Consider the following 18,454-nt stretch of genomic DNA (forward strand, 5'->3'; position numbering starts at 1 on the left):
CGGCCTAGACCTGCACCTCGAAGTCGCGCAGCGCCTGGTTCAGCGAGACCTTCTTGTCGGTCGCGGCGCTGCGGCGGCCCACGATGAGCGCGCAGGGGATGTTGAACGTGCCCGCCGGATACTGCTTCGGGCGCGTGCCGGGGATCACCACCGAGCGCGCCGGGACGCGGCCCTTGTAGACCACCTGCTCCGGCCCGCTCACGTCGATGATGGGCGTGGACGCGGTGATGACGACGTTCGCGCCGAGCACGCAGTCCTCCTCGACCAGCACGCCCTCGACGAGGATGCAGCGGCTGCCGATGAAGCAGCCGTCCTCGATGATGTTCGGCCGGGCCCCGGGCGGCTCGAGCACGCCGCCGATCCCGACGCCGCCGGCGAGGTGCACGTTCGCGCCGACCTGCGCGCAGGAGCCCACGGTGGCCCAGGTGTCCACCATCGAGTTCGCGCCCACGCGCGCGCCGATGTTCACGAAGCCGGGCATGAGCACCGCGCCCGGCTCGAGGTGCGAGCCGAAGCGGGCGATGCCGCCCGGCACCAGCCGCACGCCGGCCTTCTCGAGATCCTTCTTGAGCGGGATCTTGTCGCGCGTCTGGAACGGCCCGAAGTCGGTCGTCTCCATCCCGGTGATGCCGAAGTAGAGGTTCACCGCCTGCATCAGCCAGGCGTTCACCTTCCACTCACCGTCCTTCTTCTCCGCCACCCGCAGCTCGCCGCGGTCGAGGCCGTGCAGCGCCTTCACCACCGCCGCCTTCGCCTGCGGGTCCTGCAGCCGGGCCCGATCCTCGAAGGCCCCCTCGATCAGCTTCCGCACGTCGTTCCAGTCGCTCATGGCTCGATCCTCGCCCAGGCCCGGATGGCCTCCTCGCACTCCTCCAGCGTGGGCACCAGCGCCACGCGGACGTATCCCTCTCCTGCGCCGAACGCGATCCCCGGCGCCACCACGATGCCCGCGTCGAGGAGCCGCAGCGCGTAGCTCGAGGAGGTGTGCCCCTCCGGCACGCGCACCCAGAGATACAGCGTCGCGTCCGACGCGTCGGCGACCAGCCCCTTCTCCGCGAAGAAGCGCAGGAACCGGTCGCGCTTGCGCCGGAAGATCTCGCGCCGCTCGGCGGCGTGGGCGTCGTCGGACCAGGCCGCGGTCGCGGCGGCGGCCACGAACTCGGGCTGGGAGACGCCGGGGTGGCTGCGCAGCGCGCGCAGGCCGCGGACGAGGTCCGGGTCGCCGGCCAGGAAGCCGCTCCGGTAGCCGGTCATGCCGCTCCGCTTCGAGCAGGAGTGGACCGCGAGCACGTTCTCGAGCTGCACCTCCAGCATCGAGGCGGGCGGCTCGCCGAAGTAGATGTCGGCGTAGCACTCGTCGGAGGCCACGATGAAGCCGTGCTCGAGCGCGGCCGCGCCCACGCGCCGCAGGTAGTCGCGCGGCGCCTCGGCGCCGGTGGGGTTGTGCGGGTAGCTGATCCAGTAGACGAGCGTCTCGCGCAGCACGGCCTCGCCCACGTCCTCCGGCTCGAGCAGGAACCGGCGGCGGGCGGTGAGCGGGACCTTCACCGGCTCGAGCCCCGCGAAGCGCGCCCCCACCTCGTAGGTGGGGTAGCCCGGATCCGGCATCACCACCTTGCGGCGGCGCGGGTCGCCCGCGAACGCCAGCGGCAGGTGGAAGATCGCCTCCTTGGCGCCCGCGCAGGCGAGCACCTGCGCCTCGGGGTCCACGGTCACGCCGAAGCGGCGGTGGAGGTACCCCGCGGCCGCGCGGCGGAGCGCCGCGGTCCCGAACGCGCTCGGGTACTGCGACACCTCGGGCACGGCGGCGCGCAGCGCCTCGCGCAGGAACGGCGGCGTCGGCTCCTTGGGATCCCCGAGCCCGAAGTCGAACAGGCGCTTCCCGGCCGCGGCGAGCGCGCGCCGGCGCTCGTCGAGCTCGACGGAGAGGTTCTTCCGGATCTGGCCGAGCACCGGGTTCGTCGGGAGGGGTCGCACGGAACCGTGAACAATATCGAACTCCGGCGGGTCCTGCATTATAAGCGGGCGCATGCTCTCGTACGACGTGGTGGTCATCGGCTCCGGCCCCGCCGGAGAGAACGGCGCCATCCAGGCCGCGCTCCTGGGCAAGAAGGTCGCGCTGGTGGAGAAGGAGGCCGTGCCCGGCGGCGCGAGCGCCAACACCGGCACGATCCCCTCCAAGGCGCTCCGCGAGACCGCCCTCGCCATCCAGCAGGCGCGCAGCCGCGACGCGCACGGCATCGAGGTCCGCGTCTCCGGCACCGTCACCGTCCCCGAGCTGATGGGCCGCCGCGGCCTGGTCACCGCGCGCGAGCACTCCCGCATCCGCAGCGCGCTCAACCACGCCGGCGTCGAGATGTTCCGCGGCATCGCCAGCTTCGTGGACCCGCACACCATCCGCGTGGCGGTGCCGGACGGCGGGCAGCAGGACCTGCACGCCGAGGTGGTGCTGCTCGCCACCGGCACGCGGCCGTTCCACCCGCCGCAGTACTCGATCGACAACGCGCGCGTCTACGACTCCGACTCGATCCTGATGCTCGACCGGATCCCCCGCTCGCTCGCGATCCTGGGCGGCGGCGTGGCCGGCTGCGAGTACGCGTCGATCTTCGCCGCGCTGGGCGTGAAGGTCGCCATCATCGACTCGAAGGACCGCCTGCTCCCCTGGCTGGACGCCGAGCTGTCGCTCGCGATGCAGGACTCGTTCGACGTGCTCGGGATCACGCGGCACCAGGTGACGCGCGCGGTGAAGCTGGAGCGCGGCGAGCGCGACGTGCTCGTGACGCTCGCCGACGAGTCGCGCCTGGTGGCCGAGAAGGTGCTGGTCGCGGCCGGCCGCATCGGCAACGTCGAGGCGCTCGGCCTCGCCAACGCCGGGCTGAAGGCCACCGACAAGGGCCTGCTCGAGGTGAACTCGCACTACCAGACGGCGGTGCCGCACGTGTACGCGGCCGGCGACCTGGTCGGCTTCCCCGGCCTCGCCTCCAGCTCGATGGAGCAGGGGCGCGTGGCGATGAACCACGCGTGCGGCGGCAACCGCAAGCAGAAGCTCCCCGAGCTGCTGCCGGTGGGCATCTACACCATCCCGGAGATCTCCTCGGTCGGCGAGAGCGAGGAGGCGCTCAAGGCGAAGGGGCGCGACTACGTCATCGGGCGCGCCAGCCTGGTGGAGAACGCCCGCGCGAACCTGGTGGGCGAGGCGGTGGGCTTCCTGAAGGTGCTCGCCGATCCGGCCAACGGCGCGATCCTGGGCGTGCACTGCATCGGCCCGCACGCGTCGGACACGGTGCACCTCGGCCAGGCGGTGATGGCGCTCGGCGGCGACCTCCGCTACTTCGCGGAGACGGTGTTCAACTACCCGACGCTGCAGGAGGCGTACAAGTACGCCGCCTTCGACGCGCTCGAGCGCATCCGCGACCGCGGCGGGAACGTCACGCCGATCGACCGCGCCGCCGCGAAGTAGCGCGCTTCTTCCCCGCTCGTCCGCCGCCGGCCTTCCGTTTCCCCGCTCGTCCCGAGCGTAGGGCCACCGTGCGGCGGCCCGGAGTCGAGGGACGCGACCGCTTCGGCGCGGGCTCGTCCAGCTCCGGGTAGTGCCGGAAGATCCCGCTCTCGTTGAACGGGATGCGCCGGTCGGACGCCAGGTACGCGGCGATGCCGGGGCGCGCCGCGACCGCGTCGTGCAGCGCGACCAGCCGCGGGAAGCGCCGCTCGATGCGGCGCATGGCGCGCGGGAACGCGTAGCGGAGCCCGTCGATCACCTGGAACGTCGAGAGGTCCGGGTAGCTGCAGCGATCGCCCACCAGCCAGTGGCCGCCGCCGGCGGGGTTCGAGTCGAGCGCGCGATCGAGGTAGCGCAGGAACAGCGGGATCCGCTCGCGCCGGAACGCCTCGGCGGCGCGCGCCGCCTCGCGCTGCTGGTCCTCGTAGTAGAGCGAGGTCGCCACCGGGTGGTGGACCGCGTGCACCTCGGCGACCAGGTCCGCGATGGTGAGCTGGAGCTGGTGCGCGCGCAGCCGGCTCGCCTCGTCCGGCGGGACGACGCCGATCCGCGGCGCGAGCCACTGCAGGATGGCCGCCGTCTGCGCCACCACCACCTCCCCGTGGCGGAGCGCGGGCGGGCCGAGCGGGGTGAGCCAGGGTCCGGGCTCCTCGAGGAGCCGCATCACCGCCGCCGCCCCGCCGCCCTCGGAATCCGGCAGGCGGGCCAGGTCCGCGTACCGGACGCCCGCGTCCTCGAACGCGAGCCGGACGAACTCTCCGCGGCCCTGCAGGCCCGGCCAGTAGACGAGCTCGTATGCGGGTTCGGCGGGTTCGGTGGCCATGCCCGCAGGCATGGCGCGGTCGGGGGCCCGGGGCAACGGCTCGTCGGGGCCGGCAAAAAAGCGCGCGGGGCGGCGTGGTGCCCGCCCCGCGTTCCCCCGTCCCCCCCGCTGCGTCCCTCCCCGCCCCAGACCACCGCGCGCGCCGCGATCCCCCCGGCGCGGCGCGCGCGTCACTGCATGTGCTTCGGCTCCAGCTGCTCGAGCGGCACCGCGAGCGACTTGCCGTTGGGCAGGAGGTTCAAGGGAACCGCGGCGCCGGCGGAGGCGAGCTTGAACCGCTCGCAGCGTGCGTAGTCGCCCTCGCAGTAGTAGCCCTGCCACACGCGCAGGGACGACTTCATCGCGAACTGGGCGAACAGCGGGCACGCGGCGATGCGGGAGCAGCTGGCCATCCGGTCCCTCCGGCGCCCGTCCACGGCGCCATCCGTCGAGCGTGGGGATTGTAGCCCCTCACTCACCCGAAGGGTCCCCCGGACCGTGCGGCGAATGGTCGCCCGGCGCGGCGCCCGCGACGGAACGCCCACACGGTCAGCGAAGGCCGCGTCTTCTCGCGGTGATTGGCGCGTCAGCCGAGGCGCGCGCGCGCCTGCGCCAGCGCCGCGTGCACCTGCTCGAGCGCGCGCTTCGCGGAGGCGAGCTCGTCGCGCTCGGCGCGGAGCCGGTCCAGCTCCGCCGCGAGCTGATCGCGCTCGCGGGCCAGCTCGCCCACCGCGGTGCGCAGCCGGGCGCCGTCGGCGGCGCCGGCGCGGAGCTCCTCGGAGAGGCGCTCCACCTCCTGCTCGCGCTCGGCGCGCACGCGCGCCTCCTCGTCGGCGCGGCGGGTGACGTCGTCGAGCAGGCGGGCGCGCTCCTCGTCGAGCGCGGAGAGCGCCTGCGCGCGCCGCACCGACTCGTCGCGCTCCTGCTCGAGCGCGTCCATCTCGCCGAGCAGGTCGGAGAGCACGCCGCGCTTGTCCTCCAGCTCCTTCTCGGCGACGGCGAGCCGCTCGGTCGCCCCGCGCGCCTCGCCGGCGGCGCGGGCCAGCTCCTGCCGCGCCTCGTCCAGGTCGGCGCGGAGCGCCTCCTCGCGCTCGCGCGCGCGCACCAGCTCGACCTCGAGGTCCTTCACCAGGCCGAGCACGCTCTCGGCGGCGCGGGCGGGATCCGCCGGCGCGGGCTCGAGCCGGGGCGCGGGCTTCGCCGCCTCGGCCACCCGGCGCTTGATCTTCTGCAGCCGCTCGCGGCGCTCCTGCACGTCGCCCTGCGCCCGGGCCGGCGCCTCGGCCGCGACCGGCGCGGCGGCGGGGGCGGCGGCGCGCGCGACCGGCGCGGGCGCGGCGACCGGGGCCGGCGCGGGCGGCTCGGCCGCGGTCACCTGCGCGGCGGCCTCGGCGGCGGCGTGGATCGCGACCCTGCCGCGCGCGGCGGAGACGGTGGCGGCGGCGCGGGGCTCGGGCGCGGCGGACGCCGCGATGGCCTCGGGCGCGGCCGGCTCGGCGGCGGCGGGGATGGCGGCCTCGGCGACGGCGACCGCCTCGGGCGCGGCGGCGACCTCGGCCTCCGGCTCGGGGGCGGGCGCGGCGGGGAGGCCGGCGGCGCGGAGCCGCGGCTTCAGCTTGGGAACGTTCGCGTCGAAGGCCTTGCGCATGTCGGTCACGCTCCCGCGACGCCGGCGGCCGCCGCGGCGGCCCGGACGCGCCCGAGGATCTCCTGCTGCACCGCCTCGAGGTCGGTCGCGCCCTTCGAGTCGGCGTCGAAGCCGAAGATGGGGCAGCCCTCGCTCGACGCCTGCGCGAACTTCGTGCACTGGCGGACCACCGTGTCGAGCAGGTAGTCGGCGTAGTGCTCGCGCAGCGCGCCCAGCGCCTCGCGGGCGATCTTGAACGTCTGGTTGAACGCGTTCACCACGATGAAGATGTTCTCGAGCTGGTGCGACAGGTCCTGCTCGAGCCCCTGGATCGTCTCGAACAGCAGCCGCAGGCCGTCGTAGGACAGGAAGTCCGCCAGCACCGGGATGACGAGGTCGGTGGCGGCCATGAGCGCGTTCAGGTTCAGCAGCCCGAACGACGGCGGCGCGTCGAGCACGATGAAGTCGTAGCGCGCCACCGCGCCCTGCAGCGCGTTCCGCAGCCGGAACTCGCGCCCGGCGAGCGGCATGAGCGCGAGGTCGATGGTGCTCATGGCGAGGTTCGCCGGGACCAGCGACAGGTTCGGCATGCCGGTCGGGACGGTGACCTCTTCGATGGGCACCTTCCGGATCAGCACCTCGTGCAGCGTGCGCGTGAAGCTCGAGCCCTCCTGGCCCAGGCACTTGGTGGCGTGGCCCTGGCTGTCGAGGTCGATCATCAGCACGCGGTAGCCGCGCTCGGCCAGGCGGTACGCGTACGAGGTCGAGAGGCTGGTCTTGCCGGTGCCGCCCTTGAAGTTGAGGAACAGCTGGATGCGGTGCGGGAACGGCTCGGGCGTGCGCTTCAGCTTCTCTCGCAGGACCGGGAGGTCCGCCATGCCGAAGCCGTCCTTGCGGCCCAGCGCCGACACCACCTGCTTCTCGGTGGCGCCGACGATCTGGGCGAGGCGCTTCGAGGTGTACCGGACGTTCTCCATCGTGTCCTCTATGCCATGAACCAGCGCGCCCCGCGCTGGACGAGGGCGCCGCGGGCCGCCAGGGCGGCGAGCGCGGCGTCGACGCGCGGCTGCGGCGCGCCGAGCACGGCGGAAAGATCCGCGGCGGTGCAGCCGCGGAGCGCGATGCGGACCTCGCCCACGATCCCGGCGTCGAGGCCGGGATCGGCGGGGGCGGCCTCCCTGACGGCGACCGCCACCGCGGTGCGCGGCGAGCCCTGGACGGCCGCTCGCCGCGAGCTCGTCGAGGGGCGGGCGGGGGCCTGCGCGGGGCGAGCGGGGGCGAGCGCGTCCGCCCCGGCCATCACCGCGTCGCGCAGCGCCGCCCCGTCCATCGCGGCGAGCCGCTCGGCGATGCGGCGCGAGGCGGCCCGGCGCGCGGGCGCGGAGCCGTCCGACGAGATGCGCTCGCCGGCCACGCGCGACAGCGCCGACGCGGCCGCGCGGCGCACGCTCTCGTCCGGGTGCTCGAGCGCGCGCGCCAGCGCGCCCTGCGCGCGGGCGGTGGGCCGGCCGGACAGCGCCGCCGCGGCCGCGCGGGCCACGCCGCGGTCGGGATCGCCGAGCGCGACCGACAGCGCCGCCTCGGCGCGCTCGCCCGGCGCGTAGCCGAGCAGGAGCGCCGCGCGGCGCCGCACGATGGGGCTCGGATCCGAGAGCGCGTCGGCGAGCCGCGGCTCCGCGTCGCCGGACGCCACCGCGTTCAGCGCCTCCAGCGCGGCCACCCGCACGGCCGGGCGCGCGTCCTCGAGCGCCCGCTCCGCCAGCGGCGCCGCGAACGGCTCCTTGAACCGGGCCAGCGCCCCGAGCAGCGCCGCCTTCACCTCGCCGTCCTCCTCGCGCCCGAGCGCGGCGGCGAGCAGCGGCGCGGCGGCCTTCGAGCCGAGCGCCTCCAGCGTGCGGACGGCGCGCTGGCGGGTGCGCGCATCCGGGGCGCGCAGGTCGTCCATGGACCGCTCGTAGAGCACGCGGTCGGCGCGCGTCGCGAGCAGCTCCTTCATCCGGTCGGTGTCGCGCCCGGAGAGCCCCACCCGCCCCTCGGCCTCGAACCGCCCGGCGAGCTGCGACACCCCCTCGGCGGCCTCGCGCGCCTTCGGCACGTGCACGGCGCCGCCCGCGTCCACCCGGACGCCGCCGGCCTCGGCCGCGGCCTTCCACGCCCGCAGCGCCTCGATCTCGGCGCGCAGCTCCGCGATGAAGCCGGCCAGGTCGGCCCCGCCCTCCTCCGGCCCGGGCGCGCCGTCGGCGCCGGTCGCGCCGCCGATGCGGGCCCGCTCCACCAGCCCGGACAGGAGCCGCTCCCGCTCGCCCTCCAGCAGCCGCACCCGCTCGACGAGGTCGTCGGCCTGCGCCTGGGCGTCGGCCCGCGCGCCGCGCTCGGCCGCGGCAGCCTGCTCCAGCTCGACCTCGCGCCGGTGCGCCCTGGCCGCGTCGGCGCGCGCGCGCTCGGCGGTGGTGCGCGCCGCCGCGAGCTCGGATTCGAGCTGGGAGACGCGGCACTCGAAGAAGACGATCTTCTCGAGCGCGCTCCTGAGGAGCCCCTCCGGATCGATCGCCGCCGCCACTCCGTTGACCTTCGCCCCGTCCGCCATTCACCCGCCCTCGGGTCAACGCGCCGCCCGCCGCCGCGCGCCCGCCAGATCCCGCCTGATCCCGGGATCTTGCGTCGATATCGCAGCATACGGGTTCGGGATCCCGATGGCAAACAACTTGACGCCCGGCCCGGACCGGTGATCCCGGCCCGGACCGGGCGTCCTGGCCCGGCGCTCACGCGCTCAGGCGCGTTCACCCGGCGTGACGTCCTCCAGCCCGTGCGCCCCCGCCCCGCGCTCGGACCGCCAGAGCAGGAACGAGAACACGAACCCCGCGCTGGAGAGGACCGCCAGCATCAGCACCACCGGCACCCAGCCGCCCGGCGCCGCGGCGCTGGCGTGCCCCGCGTCCTTCACCTTGCCCATGCCCCAGCTCATGGCCGCCCAGCCCACCTGCTGGCAGAACGTCATGAGCGCGTAGGCCGAGCCGAGCCGGCCCGCCGGCACGAGGTAGGTGACCGCCGGCCAGAGCACCGCCGGGACCAGCGCGAAGGCGAGCCCCATCATCGCCATCGCGAGCACCAGCTCGAGCGGCGTGCCGGCGGCGAGCACCGTCCCGAGCAGCGGCAGGCGCACCTCCGGGAGCACGACGCCGGTGTGCCACCAGAGCATGAGCAGGAACGGCGGCACGAGCAGCGCCGAGCCGGCCGCCATCATCAGGGCGCGCTTGCCGAACTTGTCCGCCAGGAGCCCGAACAGCGGCATGCCGATCATCGAGAGCAAGGGGAGCACGCTCTTCAGGCTGCCGGCCGCCTCGTTGGAGAGGCCGCGGTAGTCGATGAAGAACAGGTTCGCGAAGGTGCGGAACGGGAAGATGGTCGCGTAGAACGCGACGCAGAGCCCGACCACCCACCAGTAGGCGCGGTCGAACCGGACCAGGTCGCCGAGCACGAGCTTGTCGGTCGCGACCGTGCCCTTCACGCCGTAGCGCCGCGCCGCGTTCGCCTCCAGGCCGGCGTAGATCACCGCGAACACGAACCAGGCCACGCCCAGCACGCCGGCGAGCAAGAGCGGCGCCTGCCAGCCGCGCTCGAACAGGCCGCGGGCGAAGTTCGGCGACTGGTCGGCGGCGAGCGAGCCGAAGCGCGCGATGAGGAGCTGGACGGCGAGCGCGAAGGAGATCTCCTTGCCCTTGAACCAGCGCCCGACGACCGTGGTCGCGGCCACGATGAACAGCTCCGAGCCGACGCCGAGCACGAAGCGCCCGGCCGCCATCCCCAGCGCCGGGGTGCCCGGCGTGAGCGCCGGGCCGAACGCGATGAGCAGCGTGCCGGCCGCGCCGATGGCGCCGAACAGCACCGACGAGCGCGCGGTGCCGAGCCGGTCGATGAGCACGCCGCCGGCGAGGAGCGTGAGCAGCGCCGCGACGTTGTAGGCGGTGTCGAGCAGGCCCACCTGCTCGCCGGTGAACCCGAACGCCTTCTCGAGCAGCGGGGTGACCGGGTAGAGCGCGTCGAAGACGTAGTAGTTGCCGAACATCGCCACGCTGCAGGCGAGCAGCACCAGCCATCGGTAGCCGGCCGGCTGCGGGCGCGGCGAGGGGGCGGCCTCGGTCATGGCCGCGCACATTACCCGAGAGCGCCGCGGAGGTGCGGGCCGAGATCAGGGCTGCGGGGGCGGGCCCGCCGGGAAGGACTCCCCGCGGCTCCGCACGTAGTCCCGCTCGTCCTCGGCCGGCAGCGGAGACGGCTCGGGGACGCCCGGCCGCGGCGCGGCGGAGGCGGCGCGCCCGGCGGCCAGCTCCGCGAACAGGTCCCGCGCCTCGGACGGCGTGGCGGCGGCGGGGAAGGCGCGCGGGGTGGGGACGCGCCAGATGTCCGGGATCTCTCCGTGCGCGAGCTGCAGGAGCGCCGCCTCGCTGCGGGCCACCACCAGCGCGCCGTCGCGCTCGCCGCGCACCTCGTCGTAGCGCAGCACCTGCTCCTGCCGGAACAGGATGGGGAACCCCTTCACCACGCGGAAACCCCAGTCGTAGAGCGCGTCCACGCGACCCAGCGGCCGGCCGTCGAGATCGCGGACCGCCTGGCCGAGCCGCACGCCGTTGCGTTCGTCGGTCATGGCGCCGGAACGGTAACCCCTGGCACCCCCGCCCGGCACGGCCGGGGCGGGGCGGGACTCGCCCGGGGGCCGCACGCCCGCCCAGCCGCCGTTTCGGGCCGAGGGACGCCGGCCCGGGGGCCCGGCGCTAGCCGCCCCGCTTCACCCGCGCCGCGCGCACCTTCACGACGCGCCGCGGATCGGCCTCGGCCACGGTGAACACCCAGCCCTTCCAGAAGAAGCGGTCGCCGCGCGCCGGGATCGCGCCCGCCAGCGAGGAGACGAAGCCGGCCATGGTCTCGAAGCCCTCGTCCTCGGGGACGGCGGCCTGCGCGGCGCGGTTGAACTCCGCCACCGGCGCGGCGCCCTGCACGGTGAAGCTGCCGTCGGCGTGCTGCTCCACCTCGCGGCCCTCGTCGTCCTCCTCGAACTCGTCCTGGATGTCGCCGACGATCTGCTCGAGCACGTCCTCGATGGTGCAGATGCCCATCACGCCGCCGAACTCGTCCACCACGAACGCCATGTGCAGGTGGCGGCGCTGCATCTCGCGCAGGAGCTGCTCGACCGGCTTCGACCAGGGCACGAAGTGCGCCGGGCGCAGGATGTCCGCGAGCACGATGAGCTCGGGGTGCGCGAGCAGCGGGACGAGGTCGCGCGCGTGGAGCACGCCGGCGATCTGGTCGAGGCTCTCGCGGTACACCGGCATCCGCGAGTGGCCCTCCTCCGAGAGCGTGCGGATGATCTCCGGCACCGGCGTGCCGATCTCCACCGCCACCACGTCGGTGCGCGGGACCATCACGTCGCGCGCGACCTTCTCGCGGAACTCGAAGACGTTGTGGATGAGCTCGCGGGTCCCCTCCGAGCCGGCGCCGGCGCGCCCGGCGTACTCCGCGAGCGCGCGCTCCATCTCGTCGAGCGGCGGCGGCGGGAGCGAGAAGCGCGCGCGGCGGCCGGCGACCCACGCCACCAGGCGGGCGAGCGGCCGGAGCAGCTCGCTCAGGCCGCGGAACGGGAGCGCCAGCGCCAGCGCCACCCCCTCGCCGTGCGCCGCGCCGAGGCCGCGAGCGGCGGCGGAGAGCGGCAGCGAGAGCAGGCCGGCGACGAGCGCGGTCGCGAGCCGCGCCGGCCAGGGCGGCAGCCCGGGGACGAGCGCGGGGCCGCCGGCGCCGGCCAGCACGCCCGCGAGCAGCGTGCCGAGCGTGGCGGCGGCGCGGAGCGTGAACGCGGTGGCCTCCGGGCTGCCGGCCAGCGCGCCGAGCGCCCGGGCGCGCGCGCCCGCGTCGGGCGGCTGCGCGAGCGCCTGCGCCCGCGGCACGCCGACCGCCACCAGCGCGGCCTCCAGCGCGGCCGCCACGGCCCGCAGCGCCAGCAGCGCCGCGATCCCCGCGACGAGCCACAGGATCCCCGCTGCCGAAGGTCCCTCCATCGCCCCGTACCCTAGCAAAACCCGGGTGAGGCGCACGGGGCGGATTCTGCTATAAACCCGCGCATGGCGAAGAAGGCGCGCGTGTACGTCACGCTCAAGCGCGGGGTGCTGGACCCGCAGGGGTCGGCGGTGAACCGCGCCCTGCACGCGATGGGCTACGGCGAGGTCTCGGACGTCCGGCTCGGCAAGTTCATCGAGGTCGCCCTCGACGAGCAGCTGCCCGAGGCCGAGGCGCGGAGGCGGCTCGAGGAGATGTGCCGCAAGCTGCTCGCCAACACCGTCATCGAGGACTTCCGGATCGAGCTCTAGCTCGGACGGCACCGCACCATGCGCGTCGGCATCCTCACCTTCCCCGGCTCCAACTGCGACCACGACTGCTACCACGTGGTGAAGCACGTCATGGGCGCCGAGGCCCAGTACGTCTGGCACAAGGACCGCCTGCCCGAGCAGCTCGACGCGGTGGTGGTCCCGGGCGGCTTCAGCTACGGCGACTACCTCCGCTGCGGCGCGCTGGCCCGCTTCTCGCCGGTGATCGCCGACCTCGTCACGTTCGCGGAGAAGGGCGGCCCGGTGCTCGGCATCTGCAACGGGTTCCAGATCCTGTGCGAGGCCGGCCTGCTGCCCGGCGTCCTCATGCGGAACGCGTCGCTGAAGTACATCTGCAAGGACGTCACGATCCGCGTCGAGGGGCAGGAGACGCCGGTGACCCGCGGCCTCGCCGGCCAGTCGCTGACCATGCCCATCGCGCACGCCGAGGGGAACTACTTCGCCGACCCGGAGACGCTCGACCGGCTCGAGGGCGAGGGGCGCGTCGTGTTCCGCTACGTCGGCGGCGCGCCGAACGGCTCGGCCCGCGACATCGCCGGGATCTCCGGCGGCCCTGCGCGCAACGTGGTCGGCCTGATGCCGCACCCGGATCGCGCCAGCGAGTCGATCCTCGGCCTCGAGGAAGGCAAGCGCATGTTCGCGGCGCTGCTCGGCTGATCGGGCGCGCCGCCCGCTCCCGGGGGGCCGAGGACGGACGTTGCCACAGGTCGATCTCACCGGGCCCGCGGGCCGGCTGGAAGCGCTGCTGGAGGAGGTGCCCGGCGCGCGGTTCGCCGCGCTGGTCTGCCACCCGCACCCGCGCTTCGGCGGCACGATGCACAACCACGCCACCTACCGGCTGGCGCGGGCGGTGCGCGCCCTCGGCGGCCACACGCTCCGCTTCAACTACCGCGGCGTGGGCCTGAGCGCGGGCGCCTACGACCGCGGCCTCGGCGAGGTGGAGGACACGCGCGCCGCGCTCGGCTGGCTCGGCGCGCGCCACCCGGACCTGCCGCTGCTCTGCTGCGGCTTCTCCTTCGGCTCGTGGATGACGATCCTGGCGGGCGGCACGGACCCGCGCGTGCGCGGGCTCCTGCTCGCCGGGCTCGCGCTCCGCTCGGCCGACCTCGACCTCGTGCGCGACGCCGCCGACGCGCGCGCGGTGGAGCGGCCGGCCGCGGTGGTGCAGGCGGAGCGGGACGCGTTCGGCCTGCCGGACGAGGTCCGCGCGGTGCTGGAGGGGTCGCGCGGCCCGCGGCGGCTCACCGTGGTGCCCGGCACGACGCACCTCTTCACCGAGGACCTCCCCGCGCTCCAGCGCGAGGCGGAGGCGGCGCTCGGCTGGCTCCTCGAGGAGGCGCGGATCCCGTGAGGCTCGACGCCCGGCGGACCGGCGAGGCCATCGCCGCCGCGCGCGGGGAGCTGGCGCGCATCTGGAGGTCGGCCCGCGCGACGGCGTGGGACGGCCGGCGCGCGCCCGCGGCCGCGCTGGACGGCGTGGTGGAGGCGTTCGTGGGCGCGGTGGGCGAGGCGCTCGCGCGCGGCGCGCCGCCGGAGGAGGCCTGGGACCGGACCACCGGCCTGGTGCGGCTGCAGGCGGGCCCGGACGGCGGGGCGCTCGAGGCGGAGTGGCGCCTGCTCGGCGACGTGCTCTCCTCCGCGTGCGAGACGCTGGAGGCGGACGCGGACGCGACCGACCGCGTGGCGCAGGCGGTGGACGCGGGGCGCCGCGGCGTCGAGGCGCTGCGCGCCGGCGGGCGCCGGCCGGGCGTGACGGTGGCGTGGAGGAGGTAGCGCCCTTCGACTCCGGCTTCGATCCGCTCATCCCGAGCGTAGCGCGGCCGCCAGGCCGCGCGGAGTCGAGGGACGAGCGGGTTACGCGTTCTGCGCGGCCGGCGGCGGCGCGGAGACGGCGTGCCGGCGCACGGCCGACAGCAGCATCTCGAGGTCGAACGGCTTCTGGATGTAGCCGTCGGCGTCGATGGCGCCCTCGCGGCCCATGGCCGACAGGATCACCACCGGGATCGCGCTGATGTCCGGATCGCCCTTCTGCGCGGCCCGGAACTCCCAGCCGTTCATCACCGGCATCATGAGATCGAGCAGGACCAGCTCCGGGTGGAAGGCGCGGATCTGCGCGAGCGCCTCCTCGCCGTCGCCGGCGGAGACCACCTGGTGGCCCTCCTCCGCCAGCACCTCGGCGACCGCCTGGCGGATGTCCGACTCGTCGTCGACGATGAGTACGCGGGCCACGAATACAGAAGTATCTACGCAGCGCGCAGCCTGCAAATTCGCGTCGGTGGCATGGAGGGGGTCCCAGGGGCCGGGGACCCGACCGCGGGGCGGGTCGGCCCACACGTGCTCGTCAGGTCCCGGCGAGCTGGACGCCCTCGAACACCAGCGTCGGGGTCCGCATGGGCGAGTAGCGGTAGGGGTCGTTCCCCACTGCCACCAGCCGCTTCCAGAGCTCGAGGTGGTTGCCGGAGACGTTCATCTCTCCCACCGGCTCCGCCAGCGCACCGGAGCGCACCCGGAAGCCGCGCACCCCGAGCGAGAAGTCGCCGGTGGTCCCGTTCGAGTTGCCCCCCAGGAACCCGGTGACGAGGATCCCCTCGCCCATGTCGGCGAGGAGCGCCGCCTGCGAGCGCTCGCCCAGCTTCCAGGCGAGGTTCGAGGAGCGGCCGGTGGTGGGCGGGATCCCGAGCTTCCGGCCGTAGTAGGTGTCCACGTAGAGCGTCCGCAGCACGCCGCCCTCGAACACCGCGAACGGCCGCGCGGCGAGCCCCTCGCCGTCGTACAGCCGCGAGCCGAGCCCGCGGCGGACGTGCGGTTCGTCGCGCACGTCGAGGAGCGGGCTGCCCACCTCGGCGCCGACCTTGCCCTCGAGGTACGAGCGCTTCTGCTGGATCGACGACGCCGAGAGCGGGCCGAACAGCGCGCCCACCAGCCGCCCGGAGGCGCGGTTGTCCACCGCCAGCGCGGTCACCGCCGACTCGCCCTTTCGCGAGCCGATGCGGCCGACCGCCCGCTCGCCCGCCCGCCTTCCGATGACCTCGGGCGACTCCACGTCGGCGCGGTGGCGCGCGCCCGAGGACGCGTACTCCTCGGGGCGCCGGCCGTCGGGATCCTTCACCGTGACCTCGGCGCCGATCCAGAAGTCGGTGCCGCGGCGGCGGCCCTCGAAGCCGTTGGTGTGGACGAGCGCGCTCTCGCTGAGGGAGTCGGAGACGCTGGTGGACACCGACAGGATCGCCTGCGCGCCCGGGACCGAGCGGGCCGCGACCTCGATGGCCTCGGCCTGCCGGCGCCGCTCGGCGGCGTCGAGCGCGCCGTGGTGCGGGTCCTCCAGCTCGAGATCGACGGCCGCCTGGCCCTGGTACAGCTCGGGATCCGGCAGCCGCCGGTGCGGGTCGGGCGCGAGCGTGCGGGCGAGCACCACCGAGTCGGAGACGAAGCGGTCGAGCGCCTCGGGGCGCAGGTCGCTCGTGCCCACCGAGACGTAGCGGCCGTCCACGTACAGGTCGAGGCCGAGGCCGCGGGTGGTGGCCTCGCTCACCTTCTCGAGCCGCCCGTCGCGCCACGCCACCTCGACGTGCCGCGCGCGGTAGGCGCCCACCGCGGCCTCGTCCGCGCCCCGCTGCCGCGCCAGCGCGGCGGCGTCGCGCGCGATCTCGAGCAGGTCCTTCACGAGCCCCTCCCGCCGACCGTCATCGAGGCGACGCGCACCGTGGGCAGGCCCTGCGACACCGGCACGCTCTGCCCGTCCTTGCCGCAGGTCCAGCCGCCCTCGTCGATGGCGAGGTCGTCGGAGACCATGTCCACCTGCTCGAGCGCCTTCGGGCCGTTGCCGATGATGTTCACGTCCTTCACCGGGCGGGTGAGCTTCCCGTCCTCGATGAGCCAGCCGTTCTTCACGTAGAACGTGAAGTCGCCGGCGCCGATGTTGACCTGGCCGTTCGAGAAGTTCACGCAGTAGATGCCCTTCTTCACCGACTGGATGATCTCCTCGGTCCGGTGCGGGCCGGGGAGCATGTACGTGGAGCGCATGCGCGGGAGCGGCGGGTAGCGGTAGCTCTCGCGGCGGCCGTTGCCGGTGGGGGCGACGCCGTAGTGGCGCGCCGAGATCGAGTCGTGGAGGTAGGTCGCGAGGACGCCGTTCTCCACCAGGTGCGTGGTGCCGGCGGCGTTCCCCTCGTCGTCCACGTTGATGGCGCCGCGCGCGCCCGGGTTGGCCGCGTCGTCCACGATGTTCACGAACGGCCTCGCGATGGGCTTGCCGATCTTGTCCGCGTAGATGGACACGCCCTTGCGGTTGAAGTCGGCCTCCATGCCGTGGCCGATGGCCTCGTGGAGCAGGATGCCGGAGGACCCGGCCGCGAGCACCACCGGCATCTCGCCGGCCGGCGCCGCGACCGCCTCGAACAGCACCGAGGTGCGATCGATCGCCTCGCGCACGACGCGGTCGAGCCGCTCGGGCGTGTAGAACTCGAAGCCGGCGCGGCCGGCCACGTTGTAGCCGCTCTGCTCGCGCCGCCCCTTCTCCTCGGCGAGCACCGACAGGAAGAGCAGCGTCATGGGCTGGCGGTCCTCGACCACCCGGCCCGACGAGTCGGCGAGCAGCACCGCGCCGTCCTCGTCGCGGAGGAACACGTTCACCTTCTTCACGCGCGGATCGGCCGCGAACGCGCGCTCGTTCAGGCCGGCCACGAGCGGCAGCTTCTCCTCGGGCCGCACCTCGCTCCACGGGCGGACGAGCGGGTAGCGGTCGGGCAGGCCGCCCTGCACGTGCAGCCGCTGCGGGCCGGGGCGCGACGGGCCGTCGGCGATGGCGGCGGCGGTGCGGGCGCACTCGACCAGCGCGGGGAGCGACAGGTCTTCCGTGTAGCCGTAGCCGGTCTGGTCGCCCTTCACCACGCGTACGCCCACCCCGAGCTCGACGCTCGCGTAGGCGCGGTTCACCGCCCCGTCCTCGACGCCGATGTCCGAGGACACCCGGTGCTGGAAGAAGACGTCGGCGTGGTCGCCGCCGCGCGAGAGCGCCGCCGAGAGCGTCTCGGCGATCATCCGCTCGGTCACGCCGAAGCGCGCGAAGTAGCCGATCCCCTCGCGCGGGCCGGCCGGGGCCCCCTGTCCGTACTCGCTCATCCGATCCCTTGCTCCGCCGCCTGGGCGGGTCCGAGTGGATAGGTGTAACGCGGATCCGTCCGGGCCGCCCTGCCCGCGTCGGCCGTGGCGTCGCCGCGGGCGGCGCCCGCGCGGGCCCGACGCGGGCGGGAAGCGGACGGGCGCGCACCGGAGTGCTAATGCTTCGGGAATGCCCGTCGCCAACCTGAACGGAACCGAGATCCACTGGCGCGACGCCGGAAGCGGCTCGAGCGCCGTCGTCCTCCTCCACGCCTTCCCGCTCCACTCCGGGATGTGGGCGCGGCAGATCGCCGCGCTGGAGCGGAAGCACCGGGTGATCGCGCTCGACTACCGCGGCCTCGGCAAGAGCGGCACGCCGCCCGAGGCGTCCACGCTCGACCTGCTCGCCGGCGACGTGCGGGCGCTGCTCGCGCACCTGCGGGTCGGGCGCGCCGCGGTCGCCGGGCTGTCGATGGGCGGCTACCTCGCGTTCGAGCTGTACCGGCAGGCGCCGGGCCTGTTCCGCGGGGTCGCGTTCTGCGACACCAAGGCGGGCGCGGACGACGACATCGGCAAGGCGAACCGCGAGAAGTTCGCGCGCACCGCCCTCGAGAAGGGGCTGGGCTGGGTGGCGGACGAGATGGTCCCGAAGCTGCTCCGGCCCGGCGCGGACGCGGCCGTGGTGAAGGAGGTCCGGCACCTCATCCTCGACGGCACGCCCGCCGGCGTGGCCGCCGCGCAGCGCGGGATGGCGAAGCGCCAGGACTCGGTCGCCACGCTCGCCACCATCGCCTGCCCGGCGCTCGTCGTCGTCGGCGCCGAGGACGGCATGACCCCGCCCGCCGAGGCGAGGAAGATCGCCGACGGCGTGAAGGGCGCGAAGCTCGTCACCATCCCGGACGCGGGGCACCTCGCGAACGTCGAGAACCCCGCGGCGTTCGACGCCGCGCTGACCGCGTTCGTGGACGGGCTGCCGGCGTAGTCCCTCGACTCCGCGCGGCCTGGCGGCCGCGCTACGCTCGGGATGAGCGAACTCGACCCGCTCACCC

The 18,454-nt window shown here is 74.9% G+C and carries 19 protein-coding genes; 6 read left to right on the top strand and 13 right to left on the bottom strand.

Going from position 1 to position 18,454, the window contains the following annotated elements; translation table 11 throughout:
- Positions 1-4: 4 nt before the first annotated feature.
- Positions 5-829: a 2,3,4,5-tetrahydropyridine-2,6-dicarboxylate N-succinyltransferase gene (locus ADEH_RS19780; RefSeq protein ID WP_011422877.1), complete on the bottom strand. Its 825-nt coding sequence runs from the start codon at positions 827-829 to the stop codon at positions 5-7.
- Positions 826-2,055, bottom strand: coding sequence for a succinyldiaminopimelate transaminase (gene dapC, locus ADEH_RS19785; RefSeq protein WP_232287349.1), 1,230 nt, complete (start codon positions 2,053-2,055; stop codon positions 826-828). Before dapC ends, ADEH_RS19780 begins: the two co-directional genes overlap by 4 nt.
- On the opposite strand from dapC, the gene sthA reads away from it, so the two are divergent.
- Entirely contained in the window at positions 2,030-3,460 is a 1,431-nt protein-coding gene (gene sthA / locus ADEH_RS19790) for a Si-specific NAD(P)(+) transhydrogenase (RefSeq protein ID WP_011422879.1), read from the top strand. The two genes, dapC and sthA, sit on opposite strands and share 26 nt — an antisense overlap.
- On the opposite strand, the gene ADEH_RS19795 is transcribed toward sthA, so the two are convergent.
- The 8 genes from ADEH_RS19795 to ADEH_RS19830 all read right to left on the bottom strand — a co-directional run bounded on the left by ADEH_RS19795 (position 3,429) and on the right by ADEH_RS19830 (position 11,978).
- Positions 3,429-4,322, bottom strand: coding sequence for a glutathione S-transferase family protein (locus ADEH_RS19795; RefSeq protein WP_232287350.1), 894 nt, complete (start codon positions 4,320-4,322; stop codon positions 3,429-3,431). The genes sthA and ADEH_RS19795 overlap by 32 nt on opposite strands.
- A 170-nt stretch (positions 4,323-4,492) precedes the next feature.
- The gene (locus ADEH_RS19800) at positions 4,493-4,714 is read right to left on the bottom strand and encodes a hypothetical protein (RefSeq protein WP_011422881.1); all 222 of its coding nucleotides are present in this window, start codon (positions 4,712-4,714) and stop codon (positions 4,493-4,495) included.
- 173 nt (positions 4,715-4,887) lie between these two features.
- Positions 4,888-5,949: a hypothetical protein gene (locus tag ADEH_RS19805; protein ID WP_011422882.1), complete on the bottom strand. Its 1,062-nt coding sequence runs from the start codon at positions 5,947-5,949 to the stop codon at positions 4,888-4,890.
- 5 nt (positions 5,950-5,954) lie between these two features.
- Positions 5,955-6,905 carry a ParA family protein gene (locus ADEH_RS19810; protein WP_011422883.1) on the bottom strand — a complete coding sequence of 317 codons (951 nt, stop codon included), beginning with the start codon at positions 6,903-6,905 and terminating at the stop codon, positions 5,955-5,957.
- Between the two features lie 8 nt (positions 6,906-6,913).
- Positions 6,914-8,488 (bottom strand): HEAT repeat domain-containing protein, encoded by a 1,575-nt coding sequence (locus ADEH_RS19815; RefSeq protein ID WP_232287351.1) that lies wholly within the window; start codon positions 8,486-8,488, stop codon positions 6,914-6,916.
- 210 nt (positions 8,489-8,698) lie between these two features.
- The gene (locus ADEH_RS19820; RefSeq protein ID WP_232287352.1) at positions 8,699-10,072 is read right to left on the bottom strand and encodes an MFS transporter; all 1,374 of its coding nucleotides are present in this window, start codon (positions 10,070-10,072) and stop codon (positions 8,699-8,701) included.
- A gap of 45 nt (positions 10,073-10,117) precedes the next feature.
- Positions 10,118-10,573 carry a hypothetical protein gene (locus ADEH_RS19825; RefSeq protein WP_011422886.1) on the bottom strand — a complete coding sequence of 152 codons (456 nt, stop codon included), beginning with the start codon at positions 10,571-10,573 and terminating at the stop codon, positions 10,118-10,120.
- A 127-nt stretch (positions 10,574-10,700) separates the two neighbouring features.
- Positions 10,701-11,978: a hemolysin family protein gene (locus ADEH_RS19830; RefSeq protein WP_011422887.1), complete on the bottom strand. Its 1,278-nt coding sequence runs from the start codon at positions 11,976-11,978 to the stop codon at positions 10,701-10,703.
- A gap of 63 nt (positions 11,979-12,041) precedes the next feature.
- On the opposite strand from ADEH_RS19830, the gene purS reads away from it, so the two are divergent.
- From purS to ADEH_RS19850, 4 genes are read left to right on the top strand one after another with little or no spacing between them, the layout of a single operon-like run.
- Positions 12,042-12,287 (top strand): phosphoribosylformylglycinamidine synthase subunit PurS, encoded by a 246-nt coding sequence (purS, locus tag ADEH_RS19835; protein ID WP_011422888.1) that lies wholly within the window; start codon positions 12,042-12,044, stop codon positions 12,285-12,287.
- An 18-nt stretch (positions 12,288-12,305) separates the two neighbouring features.
- Entirely contained in the window at positions 12,306-12,962 is a 657-nt protein-coding gene (gene purQ, locus ADEH_RS19840; protein ID WP_011422889.1) for a phosphoribosylformylglycinamidine synthase subunit PurQ, read from the top strand.
- Positions 12,963-13,002: 40 nt separating this feature from the next.
- The gene (locus tag ADEH_RS19845) at positions 13,003-13,656 is read left to right on the top strand and encodes an alpha/beta hydrolase (protein WP_011422890.1); all 654 of its coding nucleotides are present in this window, start codon (positions 13,003-13,005) and stop codon (positions 13,654-13,656) included.
- Positions 13,653-14,078: a hypothetical protein gene (locus ADEH_RS19850; protein WP_011422891.1), complete on the top strand. Its 426-nt coding sequence runs from the start codon at positions 13,653-13,655 to the stop codon at positions 14,076-14,078. The genes ADEH_RS19845 and ADEH_RS19850 overlap by 4 nt, the downstream gene beginning before the upstream one ends.
- 81 nt (positions 14,079-14,159) lie before the next feature.
- Here the strand turns inward: ADEH_RS19850 and ADEH_RS19855 are convergent, their stop codons facing one another.
- The 3 genes from ADEH_RS19855 to ADEH_RS19865 form a co-directional block, all read right to left on the bottom strand.
- Entirely contained in the window at positions 14,160-14,534 is a 375-nt protein-coding gene (locus ADEH_RS19855; protein ID WP_011422892.1) for a response regulator, read from the bottom strand.
- A 112-nt stretch (positions 14,535-14,646) separates the two neighbouring features.
- A complete protein-coding gene (locus ADEH_RS19860; RefSeq protein ID WP_011422893.1) occupies positions 14,647-15,969 on the bottom strand; it encodes a TldD/PmbA family protein in 1,323 nt (440 codons plus the stop codon).
- Positions 15,966-17,426 carry a TldD/PmbA family protein gene (locus ADEH_RS19865; RefSeq protein ID WP_011422894.1) on the bottom strand — a complete coding sequence of 487 codons (1,461 nt, stop codon included), beginning with the start codon at positions 17,424-17,426 and terminating at the stop codon, positions 15,966-15,968. Before ADEH_RS19865 ends, ADEH_RS19860 begins: the two co-directional genes overlap by 4 nt.
- A 169-nt stretch (positions 17,427-17,595) precedes the next feature.
- Between ADEH_RS19865 and ADEH_RS19870 the strand changes: the two genes are divergently transcribed.
- On the top strand, positions 17,596-18,387 hold the full coding sequence (locus ADEH_RS19870) for an alpha/beta fold hydrolase (protein WP_011422895.1): 792 nt from the start codon (positions 17,596-17,598) through the stop codon (positions 18,385-18,387).
- Positions 18,388-18,454: the final 67 nt, after the last annotated feature.

The sequence above is a fragment of the Anaeromyxobacter dehalogenans 2CP-C genome (genome assembly GCF_000013385.1).
Taxonomy (GTDB): domain Bacteria; phylum Myxococcota; class Myxococcia; order Myxococcales; family Anaeromyxobacteraceae; genus Anaeromyxobacter; species Anaeromyxobacter dehalogenans_B.

Coding starts and splice junctions, on each gene's coding strand:
- ADEH_RS19830 (WP_011422887.1), bottom strand. CDS start 11,978: ATGGAGGGACCTTCGGCAGCGGGGATCCTGTGGCTCGTCGCGGGGATC.
- ADEH_RS19800 (WP_011422881.1), bottom strand. CDS start 4,714: ATGGCCAGCTGCTCCCGCATCGCCGCGTGCCCGCTGTTCGCCCAGTTC.
- ADEH_RS19820 (WP_232287352.1), bottom strand. CDS start 10,072: ATGACCGAGGCCGCCCCCTCGCCGCGCCCGCAGCCGGCCGGCTACCGA.
- purS (WP_011422888.1), top strand. CDS start 12,042: ATGGCGAAGAAGGCGCGCGTGTACGTCACGCTCAAGCGCGGGGTGCTG.
- ADEH_RS19805 (WP_011422882.1), bottom strand. CDS start 5,949: ATGCGCAAGGCCTTCGACGCGAACGTTCCCAAGCTGAAGCCGCGGCTC.
- ADEH_RS19865 (WP_011422894.1), bottom strand. CDS start 17,426: ATGAGCGAGTACGGACAGGGGGCCCCGGCCGGCCCGCGCGAGGGGATC.
- ADEH_RS19870 (WP_011422895.1), top strand. CDS start 17,596: ATGCCCGTCGCCAACCTGAACGGAACCGAGATCCACTGGCGCGACGCC.
- ADEH_RS19825 (WP_011422886.1), bottom strand. CDS start 10,573: ATGACCGACGAACGCAACGGCGTGCGGCTCGGCCAGGCGGTCCGCGAT.
- ADEH_RS19810 (WP_011422883.1), bottom strand. CDS start 6,905: ATGGAGAACGTCCGGTACACCTCGAAGCGCCTCGCCCAGATCGTCGGC.
- sthA (WP_011422879.1), top strand. CDS start 2,030: ATGCTCTCGTACGACGTGGTGGTCATCGGCTCCGGCCCCGCCGGAGAG.
- ADEH_RS19795 (WP_232287350.1), bottom strand. CDS start 4,322: ATGGCCACCGAACCCGCCGAACCCGCATACGAGCTCGTCTACTGGCCG.
- purQ (WP_011422889.1), top strand. CDS start 12,306: ATGCGCGTCGGCATCCTCACCTTCCCCGGCTCCAACTGCGACCACGAC.
- dapC (WP_232287349.1), bottom strand. CDS start 2,055: ATGACCACCACGTCGTACGAGAGCATGCGCCCGCTTATAATGCAGGAC.
- ADEH_RS19780 (WP_011422877.1), bottom strand. CDS start 829: ATGAGCGACTGGAACGACGTGCGGAAGCTGATCGAGGGGGCCTTCGAG.